Genomic DNA, 15,099 nt, shown 5'->3' on the forward strand with positions numbered 1-15,099 from the left:
GTAAATGACTATGCAACGCTATTCGGGCTTCGGCCTCTTCAAACACTCCCTCAGCCACCATGAAAACTGGCAGCGCATGTGGCGTACGCCGACCCCGAAAAAGGTCTACGACGTGGTCATCGTCGGCGGTGGCGGGCATGGTCTGGCGACCGCCTACTACCTGGCCAAGGAACACGGCATCACCAACGTGGCCGTGGTCGAGAAGGGCTGGCTGGGCGGCGGTAACACCGCGCGCAACACCACCATCGTGCGCTCCAACTACCTGTGGGACGAGTCGGCACATCTGTACGAACACGCGATGAAATTGTGGGAAGGCCTGTCCCAGGACCTGAACTACAACGTGATGTTCTCCCAGCGTGGCGTCTACAACCTGTGCCACACCCTGCAGGACATTCGTGATTCCGAGCGTCGGGTCAGCGCCAACCGCCTCAACGGCGTGGACGGCGAACTGCTCGATGCCAAGCAAGTGGCAGACGAGATCCCGTACCTCGACTGCTCCAAGAACACCCGCTACCCGGTGATGGGCGCTACCGTCCAGCGTCGCGGCGGCGTGGCCCGTCACGATGCCGTGGCGTGGGGCTTTGCCCGTGCCGCCGACGCCTTGGGCGTGGACCTGATCCAGCAGACCGAAGTGATCGGTTTCCGTAAGGAAAACGGTGTGTGCATCGGTGTTGAAACCAACAAGGGCTTCATCGGCGCCAAGCGCGTCGGTGTGGTGACTGCCGGTAACTCCGGGCACATGGCCAAACTCGCCGGTTTCCGCCTGCCGATCGAATCGCACCCGCTGCAAGCGCTGGTGTCCGAGCCGATCAAGCCGATTATCGACAGCGTGATCATGTCCAACGCCGTACACGGTTACATCAGCCAGTCCGACAAGGGCGACCTGGTGATCGGCGCCGGTATCGACGGCTACAACGGCTACGGCCAGCGTGGTTCGTACCCGGTGATCGAGCACACCATCCAGGCCATCGTCGAGATGTTCCCGGTGCTGTCGCGCGTACGCATGAACCGTCAGTGGGGCGGCATCGTCGACACCACGCCGGATGCGTGCCCGATCATCTCGAAGACTCCGGTACCGAACATGTTCTTCAACTGCGGTTGGGGCACCGGTGGCTTCAAGGCTACACCTGGCTCGGGCAACGTGTTTGCCGCAAGCCTGGCCAAGGGTGAAATGCACCCATTGGCTGCACCTTTCTCCATCGACCGCTTCCACAGCGGTGCGTTGATCGACGAACACGGCGCTGCAGCAGTCGCCCACTAACAGGAGAAATCCCTATGTTGCATATCTTCTGTCCTCACTGTGGCGAACTGCGCTCCGAAGAGGAATTCCATGCATCCGGCCAGGCGCACATCCCGCGTCCACTGGATCCGAACAGCTGCACCGACGAGGAGTGGGGCGACTACATGTTCTTCCGCGATAACCCTCGCGGTCTGCACCACGAACTGTGGGATCACGTCGCCGGTTGCCGTCAGTATTTCAACGTGACCCGTGACACCGTGACCTACGAGATTCTCGAAACCTACAAGATCGGCACCAAGCCGCAGTTCACCGACAAGACCGACAGCCCGAAAGCGGCCGCCACGGCTCTGGGAGAGAAGGTATGAGCCAGATCAATCGCCTGTCCAACGGCGGACGCATCGACCGCAACAAAGTGCTGAGCTTCACCTTCAACGGCCAGGTCTACAAAGGCTTTGAAGGCGACTCGCTGGCCGCAGCCTTGCTGGCCAACGGTGTCGATATCGTCGGCCGCAGCTTCAAGTATTCGCGCCCACGCGGCATCTTCGCCGCCGGTGCCGAAGAGCCGAACGCCGTGCTGCAGATCGGTGCGACCGAAGCCACGCAGATTCCGAACGTACGCGCCACGCAACAAGCGCTGTATCAAGGCCTGGTCGCCACCAGCACCAACGGCTGGCCAAGCGTGAACAACGACATGATGGGGATTCTCGGCAAGGTCGGCGGCAAGCTGATGCCACCGGGCTTCTACTACAAAACCTTCATGTACCCGCAATCGTTCTGGATGACTTACGAGAAGTACATTCGTAAGGCAGCCGGTCTTGGCCGTTCGCCGACCGAGAACGATCCGGACACCTACGACTACATGAACCAGCACTGCGACGTGCTGATCGTCGGCGCTGGCCCTGCGGGTCTGGCGGCTGCACTGGCGGCTGCCCGCAGCGGCGCCCGTGTGATCCTGGCCGATGAGCAGGAAGAGTTCGGCGGCAGCCTGCTCGACTCCCGCGAAAGCCTCGATGGCAAACCAGCTACCGAGTGGGTTGCCAGCGTCATCGCCGAGCTGAAAAACACCCCTGACGTGCTGCTGTTGCCGCGCGCCACGGTCAACGGTTACCACGACCATAACTTCCTGACCATTCACGAGCGCCTCACCGATCACCTCGGCGACCGCGCTCCGATCGGCCAGGTGCGTCAGCGCATCCACCGGGTTCGCGCCAAGCGCGTGGTGCTGGCGACAGGCAGCCACGAGCGTCCACTGGTTTACGGCAACAACGACGTGCCGGGCAACATGCTCGCCGGCGCTGTGTCGACCTACGTGCGTCGCTACGGTGTGGCACCGGGCAAGAAACTGGTGCTGTCGACCAACAACGACCACGCCTACCGCGTTGCCCTGGACTGGCTCGACGCCAGCCTGCAAGTGGTGGCCATCGCCGACGCCCGCAGCAACCCTCGCGGTGCGCTGGTGGAAGAAGCGCGCGCCAAAGGCATTCGCATCCTGACCGGCAGCGCCGTGATCGAGGCCCGTGGCAGCAAGCACGTGACCGCCGCTCGCGTTGCAGCGATTGATGTAAAAGCACACACCGTGACCAGCCCGGGCGAATGGCTCGATTGCGACCTGGTCGCCAGCTCCGGCGGCTACAGCCCGGTGGTTCACCTGGCTTCGCACCTGGGTGGCAAGCCGATCTGGCGTGAAGACATCCTCGGTTTCGTACCGGGCGAAGCACCGCAGAAACGCGTGTGCGTCGGTGGCATCAACGGCGTCTACAGCCTCGGCGATTCGTTGGCCGATGGTTTTGAAGGCGGTGCTCGCGCTGCCAGCGAAGCTGGATTCGGCAAGGTCGAAGGCGTACTGCCCAAAGCCCTGAGCCGACTCGAAGAGCCGACGCTGGCGCTGTTCCAGGTGCCTCACGAAAAAGCCACTGCCCGTGCGCCGAAGCAATTCGTCGACCTGCAGAACGACGTCACCGCAGCCGCCATCGAACTGGCGACCCGCGAAGGCTTCGAGTCGGTCGAGCACGTCAAGCGCTACACCGCACTGGGCTTCGGCACCGATCAGGGCAAGCTCGGCAACGTCAACGGCCTGGCCATCGCTGCCCGTTCGCTGAACGTGACCATCCCGCAGATGGGCACCACCATGTTCCGCCCGAACTACACGCCGGTGACTTTCGGCGCCGTGGCCGGTCGTCACTGTGGGCACATCTTCGAGCCGGTTCGCTTCACCGCGCTGCATCACTGGCACGTTAAGAATGGCGCCGAGTTCGAAGACGTCGGTCAGTGGAAACGTCCTTGGTACTTCCCGAAAAACGGTGAAGACCTGCATGCCGCCGTCAAACGCGAATGCAAAGCCGTGCGCGACAGCGTCGGCCTGCTGGACGCTTCGACCCTGGGCAAGATCGACATCCAGGGCCCGGACTCCCGCGAGTTCCTCAACCGTATCTACACCAACGCCTGGACCAAGCTCGACGTGGGCAAGGCGCGCTACGGCCTGATGTGTAAAGAAGACGGCATGGTGTTCGACGACGGCGTGACTGCATGCCTGGCCGACAACCATTTCGTGATGACCACCACCACCGGCGGCGCTGCGCGCGTGCTGCAATGGCTGGAAATCTACCACCAGACCGAATGGCCAGACCTGAAGGTGTACTTCACTTCCGTGACGGATCACTGGGCAACCATGACCCTGTCCGGGCCGAACAGCCGCAAGCTGCTCAGCGAAGTCACCGACGCCGACCTGAGCAACGAAGCCTTCCCGTTCATGACCTGGAAAGAAGCCCTGGTCGGTGGCGTGCCGGCGCGGATTTTCCGGATTTCGTTTACCGGTGAGCTGTCGTACGAAGTCAACGTGCAGGCCGACTATGCGATGGGCGTGCTGGAAAAAATTGTTGATGCTGGCAAGAAGTACAACCTGACGCCATATGGCACTGAAACCATGCACGTACTGCGGGCCGAGAAGGGCTTCATCATCGTCGGTCAGGATACTGACAGCTCGATGACCCCGGACGACCTGAACATGGGCTGGTGTGTCGGTCGCACCAAACCGTTCTCGTGGATCGGCTGGCGTGGCATGAACCGCGAAGACTGTGTGCGTGATCAGCGCAAACAGCTGGTTGGCCTGAAGCCGATCGATCCGACCAAATGGCTGCCGGAAGGTGCGCAACTGGTGTTCAACACCAAGCAAGCGATTCCGATGACCATGGTGGGTCACGTGACTTCCAGTTACTTGCACAACTCCCTGGGCTATTCGTTTGCCATGGGCGTGGTCAAGGGCGGCTTGAAGCGCATGGGTGAGCGGGTGTTCGCACCGCTGGCCGACGGCAGCGTGATCGAGGCGGAAATCGTTTCTTCGGTGTTCTTCGATCCGAAAGGCGATCGCCAGAACGTGTAATCGATCACCCCCCGCGCCAGGCGCGGGGGGCGACAAAGAATTCAAGTTCAAGACAGGTGCTTTATGACCGCAGCCAATGTTTACCAACAACGCCCAACCACCGGGGCCAAGGCCGAGTCGTCGCTGCATCATGCCGACCTCGCCAGCCTGGTGGGCAAGGGTCGCAAGAACGCCGGCGTGATCGTGCGTGAGAAAAAACTCCTCGGTCACCTGACTATCCGTGGCGATGGCCACGACGCCGCGTTCGCCGCTGGTGTGCACAAGGCCCTTGGCATCGAGTTGCCAGGTGCGCTGACCGTGATCATCAAAGGCGAAACCAGCCTGCAATGGATGGGGCCGGATGAATGGCTGCTGGTCGTGCCGACCGGTGAAGAATTCGCCGCCGAGAAAAAACTCCGTGAAGCGCTGGGCGACCTGCACATCCAGATCGTCAACGTCAGCGGTGGCCAGCAGATCCTCGAACTCAGCGGCCCGAACGTGCGTCAGGTGCTGATGAAGTCCACCAGCTACGACGTGCACCCCAACAACTTCCCGGTGGGCAAGGCTGTGGGCACGGTGTTCGCCAAGTCGCAACTGATGATCCGCCATACCGCCGAAGACACCTGGGAACTGCTGATTCGCCGCAGCTTCTCGGATTACTGGTGGTTGTGGTTGCAGGATGCGTCGGCTGAGTACGGGCTTAGCGTCCAGGCGTAATTGTGGCGAGGGAGCTTGCTCCCGCTCGGCTGCGCAGCAGTCGTAAAACCTGAATCCGCGTTCCTTCTGCAGGAATGCGGTTGCTGACATAGGGGTCGCTTCGCAACCCAGCGGGAGCAAGCTCCCTCGCCACAGAGTTCTCTCTGATCACAGATGTAGCAGCAGGAGTCACCGCACTATGAGCCGCGCCCCAGACACATGGATTCTGACCGCCGACTGCCCAAGCGTCCTCGGCACCGTGGATGCGGTGACCCGCTTTCTGTTCGAGCAGGGCTGCTACGTCACCGAGCACCACTCCTTTGATGACCGGCTCTCAGGCCGTTTCTTCATCCGAGTGGAGTTTCGGCAACCCGACGCTTTCGACGAACAAGCCTTCCGCGCAGGCCTGGCGGAGCGTGGTGCCGCCTTCGGGATGGTCTTCGAGCTGACCCCGCCGAACTACCGGCCGAAAGTGGTGATCATGGTCTCCAAGGCCGATCACTGCCTCAACGACTTGCTCTACCGCCAGCGCATCGGCCAGTTGTCGATGGACGTGGTCGCGGTGGTCTCCAACCACCCGGACCTCAAGCCGTTGGCCGACTGGCACCAGATTCCGTACTACCACTTTCCGCTGGACCCCAACGACAAACCATCGCAAGAGCGCCAGGTCTGGCAGGTGATCGAAGAGGCCGGCGCCGAGCTGGTGATCCTTGCCCGCTACATGCAGGTTCTGTCGCCAGAGCTGTGCCGCAAACTCGACGGCAAGGCGATCAACATTCACCACTCCCTGCTGCCGGGCTTCAAGGGCGCCAAGCCGTATCACCAGGCCTACAACAAAGGCGTGAAACTGGTCGGCGCCACGGCGCATTACATCAACAACGATCTGGATGAAGGTCCGATCATCGCCCAGGGCGTGGAAGCCGTGGATCACAGCCACTATCCCGAAGACTTGATCGCCAAGGGGCGGGATATCGAAGGGCTGACGTTGGCGCGGGCGGTGGGTTATCACATTGAAAGACGCGTGTTCCTTAACGCTAACAGGACAGTTGTTCTCTAGCGTTTTTACTGCCTGAAAAGATCGCCTGCCTCTGTAGACGCTGCCGAAGGTTCGGGCCGCGTTCGGACGATCTTTTGATTTATCGAGCAATCAACGCGCCGCCGTTTCCTGGCGACGCGACCGCTACATAAAAACAACAGCGAGGTGAAAGCATGTCTGGTAATCGTGGTGTGGTGTATCTCGGCGCAGGCAAGGTCGAAGTACAGAAAATCGACTATCCCAAAATGCAGGACCCGCGCGGCAGGAAGATCGAGCACGGTGTCATCCTGCGCGTAGTTTCCACCAACATCTGTGGTTCCGATCAGCACATGGTGCGCGGGCGTACCACCGCTCAGACCGGTCTGGTGCTGGGCCACGAGATCACGGGTGAAGTGATCGAGAAGGGCAGCGGTGTCGAGAACCTGCAGATCGGCGACTTGGTGTCGGTACCTTTCAACGTTGCCTGTGGCCGTTGCCGTTCGTGCAAAGAGCAACATACTGGCGTCTGCCTGAGCGTTAACCCGGCGCGTCCGGGCGGTGCCTATGGTTATGTCGACATGGGTGACTGGACCGGTGGCCAGGCCGAATACGCGTTTGTACCGTATGCCGACTTCAACCTGCTGAAACTTCCAGATCGCGACCGGGCCATGGAAAAAATCCGTGACCTGACCTGTCTCTCCGACATCCTGCCCACCGGTTACCACGGCGCAGTGACTGCCGGCGTCGGCCCTGGCAGCACCGTGTACATTGCCGGCGCCGGCCCGGTTGGCCTGGCAGCTGCCGCTTCCGCTCGCCTGTTGGGTGCTGCTGTGGTGATCATCGGTGACGTCAACCCGATCCGCCTGGCCCATGCCAAGGCTCAGGGTTTCGAAATCGCCGACCTGTCGACAGACACCCCACTGCACGAACAAATCGCTGCACTGTTGGGCGAACCAGAAGTGGACTGCGCCGTCGATGCCGTAGGCTTCGAAGCTCGCGGTCACGGCCATGCCGGCGTGAAGCACGAGGCTCCCGCCACCGTACTCAACTCGCTGATGGGCGTGGTTCGCGTCGCTGGCAAAATCGGTATTCCTGGCCTGTACGTCACCGAAGATCCGGGTGCAGTGGACGCTGCCGCGAAAATGGGCAGCCTGAGCATTCGCTTCGGCCTGGGCTGGGCCAAATCCCACAGCTTCCACACCGGCCAGACGCCAGTGATGAAGTACAACCGCCAGCTGATGCAGGCGATCATGTGGGACCGCATCAAGATTGCCGAAATCGTCGGCGTGGAAGTCATCAGCCTGGATGACGCGCCACGGGGTTACGGCGAGTTCGACGCGGGCGTGCCGAAGAAGTTTGTGATCGATCCGCACAAGTTGTTTAGTGCGGCGTAAGGCCTGGAGCAAGACGGAAAAAAGGGCGACAGTGATGTCGCCCTTTTTTATGGCGAGTGGCACGTAATTGCTCAGAGAAAATGAGCGATCACCAATGGAACTCGAACGATAATCTGATTTGCTCCATGCCGTAGACGTCGCTTTCCAGTTGACCTCATTGTCCAGAACTCAGATGCAGCCGGTTCGGTCATACCGTTCATCGGTTGCGTCCCAGGAGGCACGTTTTATAGACGCCACCTGGGGATAAATGCCCACGCAAACGAGGAACATGCTGGCGTACATCCGGTCCAATCAGCAGTTTTGCCGCCCCGCCGTTACCGGGCGGCTTTCATGGCACAAGAGGATGTCTGGATGAACGTTTCACGCTGTTTTGCACTGGCATCGCTCATGGCTGTCGCTTCGTTGACGACGCTGGCCGCCAGCCCGGCCTTTGCACAGTTAAGCCTCAGCGATGCGGTCAAGGCGGTGTCATCGATGCAGGACGACGAGGATGTCGAGGGTGTCGAGGCCGATGATGTCGATGGCATCGTGGCGGCGGCGCCCAAGGCCGCCGGTTTGCTCAATACCCTGGGTTCGCAGCTCGACATTACCCCGGAGCAGGCCATCGGCGGCGCCGGTGCGATGCTGGGCCTGGCGAGGAATCAGCTCAGCGGCCAGGACTTCTCCGAACTGAGCAAAACCGTGCCGGGCCTCGCTCAGATCGCCGGCAACAGCGCGATCAGTAGCCTGACTGGCTTGGGTGGGTTGCTCGGCACGGGCTCGGACAAGAATGCGTTGCTCGATGGCTTGCTGGGTAACGTCAAAGACACCAAGGACCTGAACAACGCCTTCAGCGCCCTGGGCATGGACACCGGGATGGTTGGCGTGTTTGCCCCGGTGATCCTGCAATACCTCGGTCAGCAAGGCGTTGCCGGTTCGCTGTTGCAAAACCTCGGCGGGATCTGGGGCACCGGCGCCGGTAGCTGAGTCAGCCCTCGGCGCGTAGTGCCTGGATGCGCCGGTCCTTCACGATCCAGAGCTGGTTGACCCAGTTCTGGATTGTTTCGCGAAACTCCGGATCGTTTTCGTAATCGCCTTGCCACAGTGCCGGGTCCAGTTCGCGGGTGTGGATGTCGATGATCACTTTGGGCACGTTGCCACTAAGCAAATCCCAGAACCCCGGAATCTTCTGCTGCGGATACACCACCGTCACATCGAGAATGGCGTCCAACTGTTCGCCCATCGCCGCCAGCACGAACGCCACGCCGCCCGCCTTGGGCTTGAGCAGGTGGGTGAACGGTGACTGTTGTTGGGCGCTTTTCGCCGCGGTGTAGCGGGTGCCTTCCAGGTAGTTGACCACGGTCACCGGCTGGCGCTTGTACAACTCGCAAGCTTGTTTAGTGATCTCCAGGTCCTTGCCGGCCAGCTCCGGGTGCTTCTCCAGGAACGCCTTGCTGTAGCGCTTCATGAACGGATAGTCCAACGCCCACCAGGCGAGGCCCAGGAATGGCACCCAGATCAGTTCTTTCTTGAGGAAGAACTTGAAGAACGGCGTGCGCCGGTTCAGTGCCTGGATCAGCGCCGGGATATCGACCCAGGACTGATGGTTACCGATCACCAGATACGAGGTGTCGCCGCGCAGCTCATCGCCGCCGCGAATGTCCCATTGGGTGGGAATGCACAGGCGGAAGATCAGCTTGTCGATCTCGGCCCAGGTTTCGGCAATCCACATCACCGCCCACGAGGCGTAATCGCGAAAGCGCCCGGGCAGGAGCAGTTTGAGCAGCGCGAACACCATCAAAGGCCCGAACAGGACCAGCGTGTTGAGCAATAGCAGCAGGGTAACGAAACAGCCGGTGAGCAGGCGGCGCATAGATAACTCTTGAAAGCGTGTGGGCGCGCCATGATAAGCAGCTTCGGTTGGCAGGCCAAATCGGTGGTGACGAATGTTTCACCTTGGTAGCGGTATGCTCTCAGCGTATCGCTGTTGCCTTTGTGGCGAGGGAGCTTGCTCCCGCTGGGTTGCGCAGCGGCCCTAAAACCAGGCGCCGCGATTTTCAGGTATACCGCAGGCAACGGTTTTACGAGCGCTGCGCCCCCCAACGGAAGCAAGCTACCTCGCCACAAAAGTGGGAAGTGGTCCAACTATCGTTGTTTTTTGCGGTCTAGAATTCGGCCATGCGTCCACATCCCTCAAGGAAGCCCCTTACGTGAAATCTCTCCTTGCACTGCTTGCCCTCGTGACCCTGCCGGTCCTGGCCGCCGAGCCGACCCTGTACGGGCGTTACGAATACATCGCGCTGCCGGAAATCGGCGGTGAAGTCCTCAAGGCCAAAATGGACACCGGCGCCCTGACCGCGTCGCTGTCGGCCAAAGACATCGAAACCTTCACCCGCGACGGCGACGAGTGGGTACGTTTCCGTCTCGCCACCAAAGGCGCGAGCAACAAGGTCTACGAACACAAGGTCGCGCGGATCAGCAAGATCAAGAACCGTGCCGATGAAGAAGATGAAGACAAGGCCGTGAGCGAAGTGACCAAGCGTCCGGTGGTCGATCTGGAACTGTGCCTGGGCAACGTCAAGCGTACCGTCGAGGTCAACCTCACCGACCGCAGCAGCTTCAACTATCCACTGCTGATCGGCGCCAAAGCCCTGCGCGAATTCGGCGCAGCAGTGAACCCGGCGCGTCGCTTTACAGCCGACAAACCCGACTGCTGATTGACGGCGAATCAGCCTTGGGGCACCGTTCGCCCACTTAACCAGTGGGCTCGGACGCCATGCCTCATATCCTGATTGTCGAAGACGAAGCGGCGATTGCCGACACCCTGATTTTCGCCTTGCAGGGCGAGGGCTTTACCACCACCTGGTTGAGCCTTGGCGCGGCGGCGCTCGAACATCAGCGCGCCACGCCGGCCGACCTGATCATTCTCGATATCGGCCTGCCGGATATCAGCGGCTTCGAGACCTGCAAGCAATTGCGGCGTTTCAGTGACGTGCCGGTGATGTTCCTCAGTGCCCGTGACGCCGAGATCGACCGCGTGGTGGGCCTGGAAATCGGCGCCGACGACTACGTGGTCAAGCCGTTCAGCCCTCGGGAAGTGGCGGCGCGGGTCCGGGCGATTCTCAAGCGCATGGCGCCACGACCGGTGGCGGAGGTGTCGGAGGTGGCTTCAGCGCTGTTTCGCATCGACGGCGATCGGGTGCAGATCAGCTATCGCAACCAGCCGCTGAGCCTGACTCGCCATGAGTTTCGTTTGCTGCAATGCCTGTTGGAACAACCTGAGCGAGTCTTCAGCCGCGAGCAATTGCTCGATGCGCTGGGCGTGGCCGCCGATGCCGGTTACGAGCGCAGCATCGACAGCCACATCAAGAGCGTGCGCGCCAAGTTGCGCCTGGTGAAGGCCGACGCCGAGCCGATCCAGACTCATCGTGGCCTCGGCTACAGCTACAGCCCGGGGCACAGCTGATGTCACTGGGGATCCGGATTTTTCTGGTTTACGTGCTGTTCATCGGCCTGACCGGTTACTTCGTGCTCAACACCGTGATGGAAGAAATCCGCCCCGGTGTGCGCCAGTCCACCGAAGAAACCCTGGTGGACACCGCCAACCTGATGGCCGAGATCCTGCGCGACGACTTCAAGGCCGGCACCCTCAGCCAGAACCGCTGGCCCGAGTTGCTCAAGGCTTATGGCGAGCGACAACCGCAGGCGAAAATCTGGGGCCTGTCGAAGAATCAGGTCAATCACCGCATTTACGTCACCGATGCCAAAGGCATCGTGGTGCTGGATTCCAGCGGGATTGCGGTGGGCCAGGACTACTCGCGCTGGAATGACGTCTACCTGACCCTGCGTGGCGAGTACGGTGCGCGTTCGACGCGCAGCAACCCCGATGACTCGAACTCGTCGGTGATGCACGTCGGGGCACCGATTCGCGACAACGGCCAGATCATCGGCGTGGTGACGGTGGCCAAACCCAACAGCTCACTGCAGCCTTACGTCGATCGCACCGAGCGCCGATTGTTGGCATATGGCGCCGGGTTGATCGGCCTCGGTTTGTTGTTCGGTGCGCTGTTGTCCTGGTGGCTGAGCGCGGCGCTGCGGCGGTTGACGGCCTATGCCCAGGCCGTCAGTGAAGGCCGCCGGGTCGAGGTGCCGCATTACCGCGGGGGCGAACTGGAACAACTGGCCACGGCGCTGGAGCACATGCGTACCCAACTCGAGGGCAAAGCCTACGTCGAGCGTTATGTGCACACCCTGACCCATGAATTGAAAAGCCCGCTGGCGGCGATTCGTGGCGCAGCGGAGCTGCTGCAAGGCGAAATGCCGCCAGCCCAGCAGCAGCGCTTCGTCAGTAACATCGACAGCGAAAGTGCGCGCATGCAGCAGTTGATCGAGCGACTGTTGAACCTGGCGCAGGTTGAGCAACGCCAAGGGTTGGAGGAGCGGGTGGTGGTGCCGTTGGCGGGCTTGGTGGAAGAACTGTTGAACGCGCAGGCTGCACGAATCGAAGGCAAGCAATTGCGTGTGGAACGGCAAATTGCGGCGGATCTGAATCTGCTTGGCGAGCCGTTCCTATTGCGCCAGGCGCTGGGCAATCTACTGGAGAATGCCTTGGACTTCACCCCAGCGAACGGCGTGCTGCGATTGTGTGCCGAACGAGTCGGTGAGCAGATCGAGTTCAAGCTGTTCAACCAGGCCGAAGCGATTCCCGACTATGCGTTGCCACGCTTGAGCGAGCGCTTCTACTCACTGCCGCGTCCGGACAGTGGACGCAAGAGCACCGGTTTGGGGCTCAACTTCGTTGAGGAAGTGGTCAAGTTGCATGGTGGTGTGATGAGTATCGGCAACGTCGACGGCGGTGTTCAAGTGCGTTTGCGGTTGCCTTCAAGCCGCTGAAGATCGCAGCCTTCGGCAGCTGCTGCGCCGAGCGCAAATTCCACACACTCTCCACATTCCTCCCACAAAACCCCCACATACCCAATCCAGACTTTCCCCATCCAAACAGGGAGAGTCCCATGAACCGAAGCCTGACCCTAAAACTCGGGGCAATTGCCCTGCTGATTCTGTTGCTGCTGATCCCGCTACTGATGATCAACGGCGTGATCCAGGAGCGCCAGCAACTGCGTGACGGTGTACTCGAAGACATCGCCCGCAGTTCCAGTTACAGCCAGCAATTGAGCGGCCCGCTGATGGTGGTGCCCTATCGCAAAACAGTGCGCACCTGGAAAACCAACGAAAAAACCAACCAGCGTTATCAGGATGTCGGCGAGGAGCGTGGACGTTTGTATTTCTTGCCGGAGCGTTTCGAACTCGACGGCCAGGTCCAGACAGAGCTGCGCTCCCGGGGCATCTACGAGGCGCGACTGTTCCATGCCGATAACCGCATCAGCGGGCATTTTTCGGTTCCGGCACAACTGGGCATCAAGGAAGACTTCGCCGATTACCGCTTCGATCAGCCGTTCCTGGCTGTTGGCATCAGCGACATCCGCGGCATCGAAAATGCGCTGAAACTCGAACTCAATGGCCAGAAGCTGGATTTTGTACCGGGTAGCCAGGTGGGCTGGCTGGGCGAGGGTGTGCATGTGACGTTGCCGGCGCTGGACACCCAACAGGCCACGGAGCTGGCCTTCGGTTTCGACTTGCGTCTGCAAGGCACCGGCCAGTTACAGGTTCTGCCGGTGGGCAAGACCAGCAAGGTTTCACTGGCGGCCAATTGGCCTCACCCCAGCTTCATCGGCAATTACCTGCCGGCCCAGCGGGAAATCACCGATCAGGGCTTTACCGCCAACTGGCAGACCTCGTTTTTCTCCACCAACCTGCAAGAAGCGTTGAACAGTTGCGTGTCGGGCGGTCATTGCGAGGCGTTCAGCGGTCGTAGTTTCGGCGTGAGTTTCATCGACCCGGTGGACCAGTACCTGAAAAGCGACCGGGCAATCAAATATGCATTGCTGTTTATCGTCCTGACCTTCGCCGGTTTCTTCCTGTTCGAAGTGTTGAAAAGCCTGGCGGTGCACCCGGTGCAGTATGCCTTGGTGGGTGTAGCGCTGGCGTTCTTCTACCTGTTGCTGTTGTCGCTGTCCGAACACATCGGCTTTGCCCTGGCGTATCTGCTGTCGGCGAGTAGCTGTGTGGCGTTGATCGGTTTTTATGTCTGCCATGTGCTGCGCAGCGTGCGTCACGGTTTGAGCTTTTCGGCGGGGTTGGCGGCGTTATACGGGCTGCTTTACGGCTTGTTGAGCGCCGAGGATTACGCGCTGTTGATGGGCTCGCTGCTGTTGTTCGGGCTACTGGGTGTGTTCATGGTGCTGACCCGCAAGCTGGACTGGTACGGGATCGGGCAGAAAACCGCGAAGCCCTTGGACTTTGATATAGGTGCCGTGGAATGAGCCGGTGGTTGGGGTTGCGCGAGGATCAGCGAGTGGGTGAGGTGTTGGCGACGCGGATTTGCCAGTTATTTCCGTCAGATCCGGTGTGGTGCCATCGCGAGCAGGCTCGCTCCCACATTGGAACTCAGTTGCGCACCGATGGTGTGAACAACACAAATCCCCTGTGGGAGCGAGCCGGCTTGCGATGAGGCCGGTACAGCCAGCGAAGATTTAAGCCTTGGGCATCGTCGCGATCATCGAAGGCCGCTGACTCACTTCGAAATACCACTCGGCCAACTTTGGATTTTCCTTGCGCCATTCCAGATCCGGATGGCGCAAATCCAGATAACCCAAGGCACAGGCCACGCTGATCGCTGCCACATCGAAATGGCTGGTCAGCTCGGCAATCGCATCGGCCTCCAACAGCGCCAGGGCGCGACGAATCTTGTCGCGTTGACCGTCGAGCCATGCGTCCCAATGTTTCTCCGGTGAGCGCAGTGCCACTTCATAGCGAATCATCACGGCGGCATCCATGATCCCGTCTGCCAGAGAAGCCAGGGTCAAGCGCCGCCAGCGCGCCGAGCCTTCACGAGGAATCAGCGGATTGCCGACGTGCTGGTGATCGAGGTAATCGAGGATCACCCGGCTGTCGTACAACACATTGCCGTCGGCCAGGCGCAGCGCCGGAATCTTGCCCAGCGGGTTGTCTTTGTTGAGAGCCTGATCCGGGCTGACCGGCGTGAGCTGGCAGGCTTGCAGCGCCACGCGGTTCGTTTGGCCGGTCTCGTGCAGCAGCACCATGACTTTGCGAACAAAGGGCGAGGCGGGGTTGTGGAACAAGGTCATGCTGGGGGCGGACATGGCGGCATCTCGATCATGGGCAGTGTCGGGAGCATAGCGCTTTGGTGTTTGAGTGTGGGAGCGAGCTTGTGGCGAGGGGGCTTGCCCCCGTTCGGCTGCGCAGCAGTCGTAAAACCGCCGAATGCGGTTTATATGGCGAAATGCAGGGGGCCGCTTCACGACCCAACGGGGCGGTGCGGCGGTCCGACAAGCCC

Annotated in this window: 13 protein-coding genes; 11 read left to right on the forward strand and 2 right to left on the reverse strand. The window is 60.8% G+C overall.

Annotated features, from left to right (window positions below):
* Window positions 1-10: 10 nt before the first annotated feature.
* The 7 genes from AC07VO_RS09235 to AC07VO_RS09265 all read left to right on the forward strand — a co-directional run bounded on the left by AC07VO_RS09235 (window position 11) and on the right by AC07VO_RS09265 (window position 8,669).
* Window positions 11-1,261: a sarcosine oxidase subunit beta gene (locus AC07VO_RS09235; protein ID WP_007936415.1), complete on the forward strand. Its 1,251-nt coding sequence runs from the start codon at window positions 11-13 to the stop codon at window positions 1,259-1,261.
* 14 nt (window positions 1,262-1,275) lie between these two features.
* On the forward strand, window positions 1,276-1,605 hold the full coding sequence (locus tag AC07VO_RS09240; RefSeq protein ID WP_007907563.1) for a sarcosine oxidase subunit delta: 330 nt from the start codon (window positions 1,276-1,278) through the stop codon (window positions 1,603-1,605).
* Entirely contained in the window at window positions 1,602-4,619 is a 3,018-nt protein-coding gene (locus AC07VO_RS09245; RefSeq protein WP_019650294.1) for a sarcosine oxidase subunit alpha, read from the forward strand. Before AC07VO_RS09240 ends, AC07VO_RS09245 begins: the two co-directional genes overlap by 4 nt.
* A gap of 63 nt (window positions 4,620-4,682) precedes the next feature.
* Window positions 4,683-5,315, forward strand: coding sequence for a sarcosine oxidase subunit gamma (locus AC07VO_RS09250; RefSeq protein ID WP_018928798.1), 633 nt, complete (start codon window positions 4,683-4,685; stop codon window positions 5,313-5,315).
* Window positions 5,316-5,493: 178 nt separating this feature from the next.
* Window positions 5,494-6,351 carry a formyltetrahydrofolate deformylase gene (gene purU / locus AC07VO_RS09255; protein WP_018928799.1) on the forward strand — a complete coding sequence of 286 codons (858 nt, stop codon included), beginning with the start codon at window positions 5,494-5,496 and terminating at the stop codon, window positions 6,349-6,351.
* Window positions 6,352-6,503: 152 nt separating this feature from the next.
* A complete protein-coding gene (gene fdhA, locus AC07VO_RS09260; protein ID WP_018928800.1) occupies window positions 6,504-7,703 on the forward strand; it encodes a formaldehyde dehydrogenase, glutathione-independent in 1,200 nt (399 codons plus the stop codon).
* 351 nt (window positions 7,704-8,054) lie between these two features.
* Window positions 8,055-8,669, forward strand: a complete 615-nt coding sequence (locus AC07VO_RS09265; RefSeq protein ID WP_018928801.1) for a DUF2780 domain-containing protein — start codon at window positions 8,055-8,057, stop codon at window positions 8,667-8,669.
* Window position 8,670: 1 nt separating this feature from the next.
* Here AC07VO_RS09265 and yihG read toward each other — a convergent pair whose 3' ends face one another.
* Complete coding sequence (gene yihG / locus AC07VO_RS09270) at window positions 8,671-9,555, reverse strand: 1-acylglycerol-3-phosphate O-acyltransferase, YihG family (protein ID WP_018928802.1); 885 nt, start codon at window positions 9,553-9,555, stop codon at window positions 8,671-8,673.
* Window positions 9,556-9,892: 337 nt separating this feature from the next.
* Here yihG and rloA2 point away from each other — a divergent pair, with 337 nt between their 5' ends.
* The 4 genes from rloA2 to creD all read left to right on the forward strand — a co-directional run bounded on the left by rloA2 (window position 9,893) and on the right by creD (window position 14,065).
* Complete coding sequence (gene rloA2, locus AC07VO_RS09275; protein WP_018928803.1) at window positions 9,893-10,399, forward strand: retropepsin-like aspartic peptidase RloA2; 507 nt, start codon at window positions 9,893-9,895, stop codon at window positions 10,397-10,399.
* Between the two features lie 59 nt (window positions 10,400-10,458).
* Window positions 10,459-11,148, forward strand: a complete 690-nt coding sequence (gene creB, locus AC07VO_RS09280; RefSeq protein WP_086944440.1) for a two-component system response regulator CreB — start codon at window positions 10,459-10,461, stop codon at window positions 11,146-11,148.
* On the forward strand, window positions 11,148-12,575 hold the full coding sequence (gene creC, locus AC07VO_RS09285; protein ID WP_086944441.1) for a two-component system sensor histidine kinase CreC: 1,428 nt from the start codon (window positions 11,148-11,150) through the stop codon (window positions 12,573-12,575). Before creB ends, creC begins: the two co-directional genes overlap by 1 nt.
* A gap of 119 nt (window positions 12,576-12,694) precedes the next feature.
* Window positions 12,695-14,065: a cell envelope integrity protein CreD gene (gene creD / locus AC07VO_RS09290; RefSeq protein WP_064620818.1), complete on the forward strand. Its 1,371-nt coding sequence runs from the start codon at window positions 12,695-12,697 to the stop codon at window positions 14,063-14,065.
* A gap of 210 nt (window positions 14,066-14,275) precedes the next feature.
* On the opposite strand, the gene AC07VO_RS09295 is transcribed toward creD, so the two are convergent.
* Window positions 14,276-14,905, reverse strand: coding sequence for a glutathione S-transferase (locus AC07VO_RS09295; protein ID WP_018928807.1), 630 nt, complete (start codon window positions 14,903-14,905; stop codon window positions 14,276-14,278).
* Window positions 14,906-15,099 lie beyond the last annotated feature (194 nt).

This window comes from Pseudomonas sp. GW821-FHT03E01 (genome assembly GCF_059420765.1).

What these genes read in the sequence shown, in the direction of transcription:
- creB (WP_086944440.1), top strand. Translation starts at nt 10,459, where the DNA reads ATGCCTCATATCCTGATTGTCGAAGACGAAGCGGCGATTGCCGACACC.
- AC07VO_RS09240 (WP_007907563.1), top strand. Translation starts at nt 1,276, where the DNA reads ATGTTGCATATCTTCTGTCCTCACTGTGGCGAACTGCGCTCCGAAGAG.
- AC07VO_RS09265 (WP_018928801.1), top strand. Translation starts at nt 8,055, where the DNA reads ATGAACGTTTCACGCTGTTTTGCACTGGCATCGCTCATGGCTGTCGCT.
- AC07VO_RS09250 (WP_018928798.1), top strand. Translation starts at nt 4,683, where the DNA reads ATGACCGCAGCCAATGTTTACCAACAACGCCCAACCACCGGGGCCAAG.
- AC07VO_RS09245 (WP_019650294.1), top strand. Translation starts at nt 1,602, where the DNA reads ATGAGCCAGATCAATCGCCTGTCCAACGGCGGACGCATCGACCGCAAC.
- AC07VO_RS09235 (WP_007936415.1), top strand. Translation starts at nt 11, where the DNA reads ATGCAACGCTATTCGGGCTTCGGCCTCTTCAAACACTCCCTCAGCCAC.
- creC (WP_086944441.1), top strand. Translation starts at nt 11,148, where the DNA reads ATGTCACTGGGGATCCGGATTTTTCTGGTTTACGTGCTGTTCATCGGC.
- fdhA (WP_018928800.1), top strand. Translation starts at nt 6,504, where the DNA reads ATGTCTGGTAATCGTGGTGTGGTGTATCTCGGCGCAGGCAAGGTCGAA.
- creD (WP_064620818.1), top strand. Translation starts at nt 12,695, where the DNA reads ATGAACCGAAGCCTGACCCTAAAACTCGGGGCAATTGCCCTGCTGATT.
- purU (WP_018928799.1), top strand. Translation starts at nt 5,494, where the DNA reads ATGAGCCGCGCCCCAGACACATGGATTCTGACCGCCGACTGCCCAAGC.
- AC07VO_RS09295 (WP_018928807.1), bottom strand. Translation starts at nt 14,905, where the DNA reads ATGTCCGCCCCCAGCATGACCTTGTTCCACAACCCCGCCTCGCCCTTT.
- yihG (WP_018928802.1), bottom strand. Translation starts at nt 9,555, where the DNA reads ATGCGCCGCCTGCTCACCGGCTGTTTCGTTACCCTGCTGCTATTGCTC.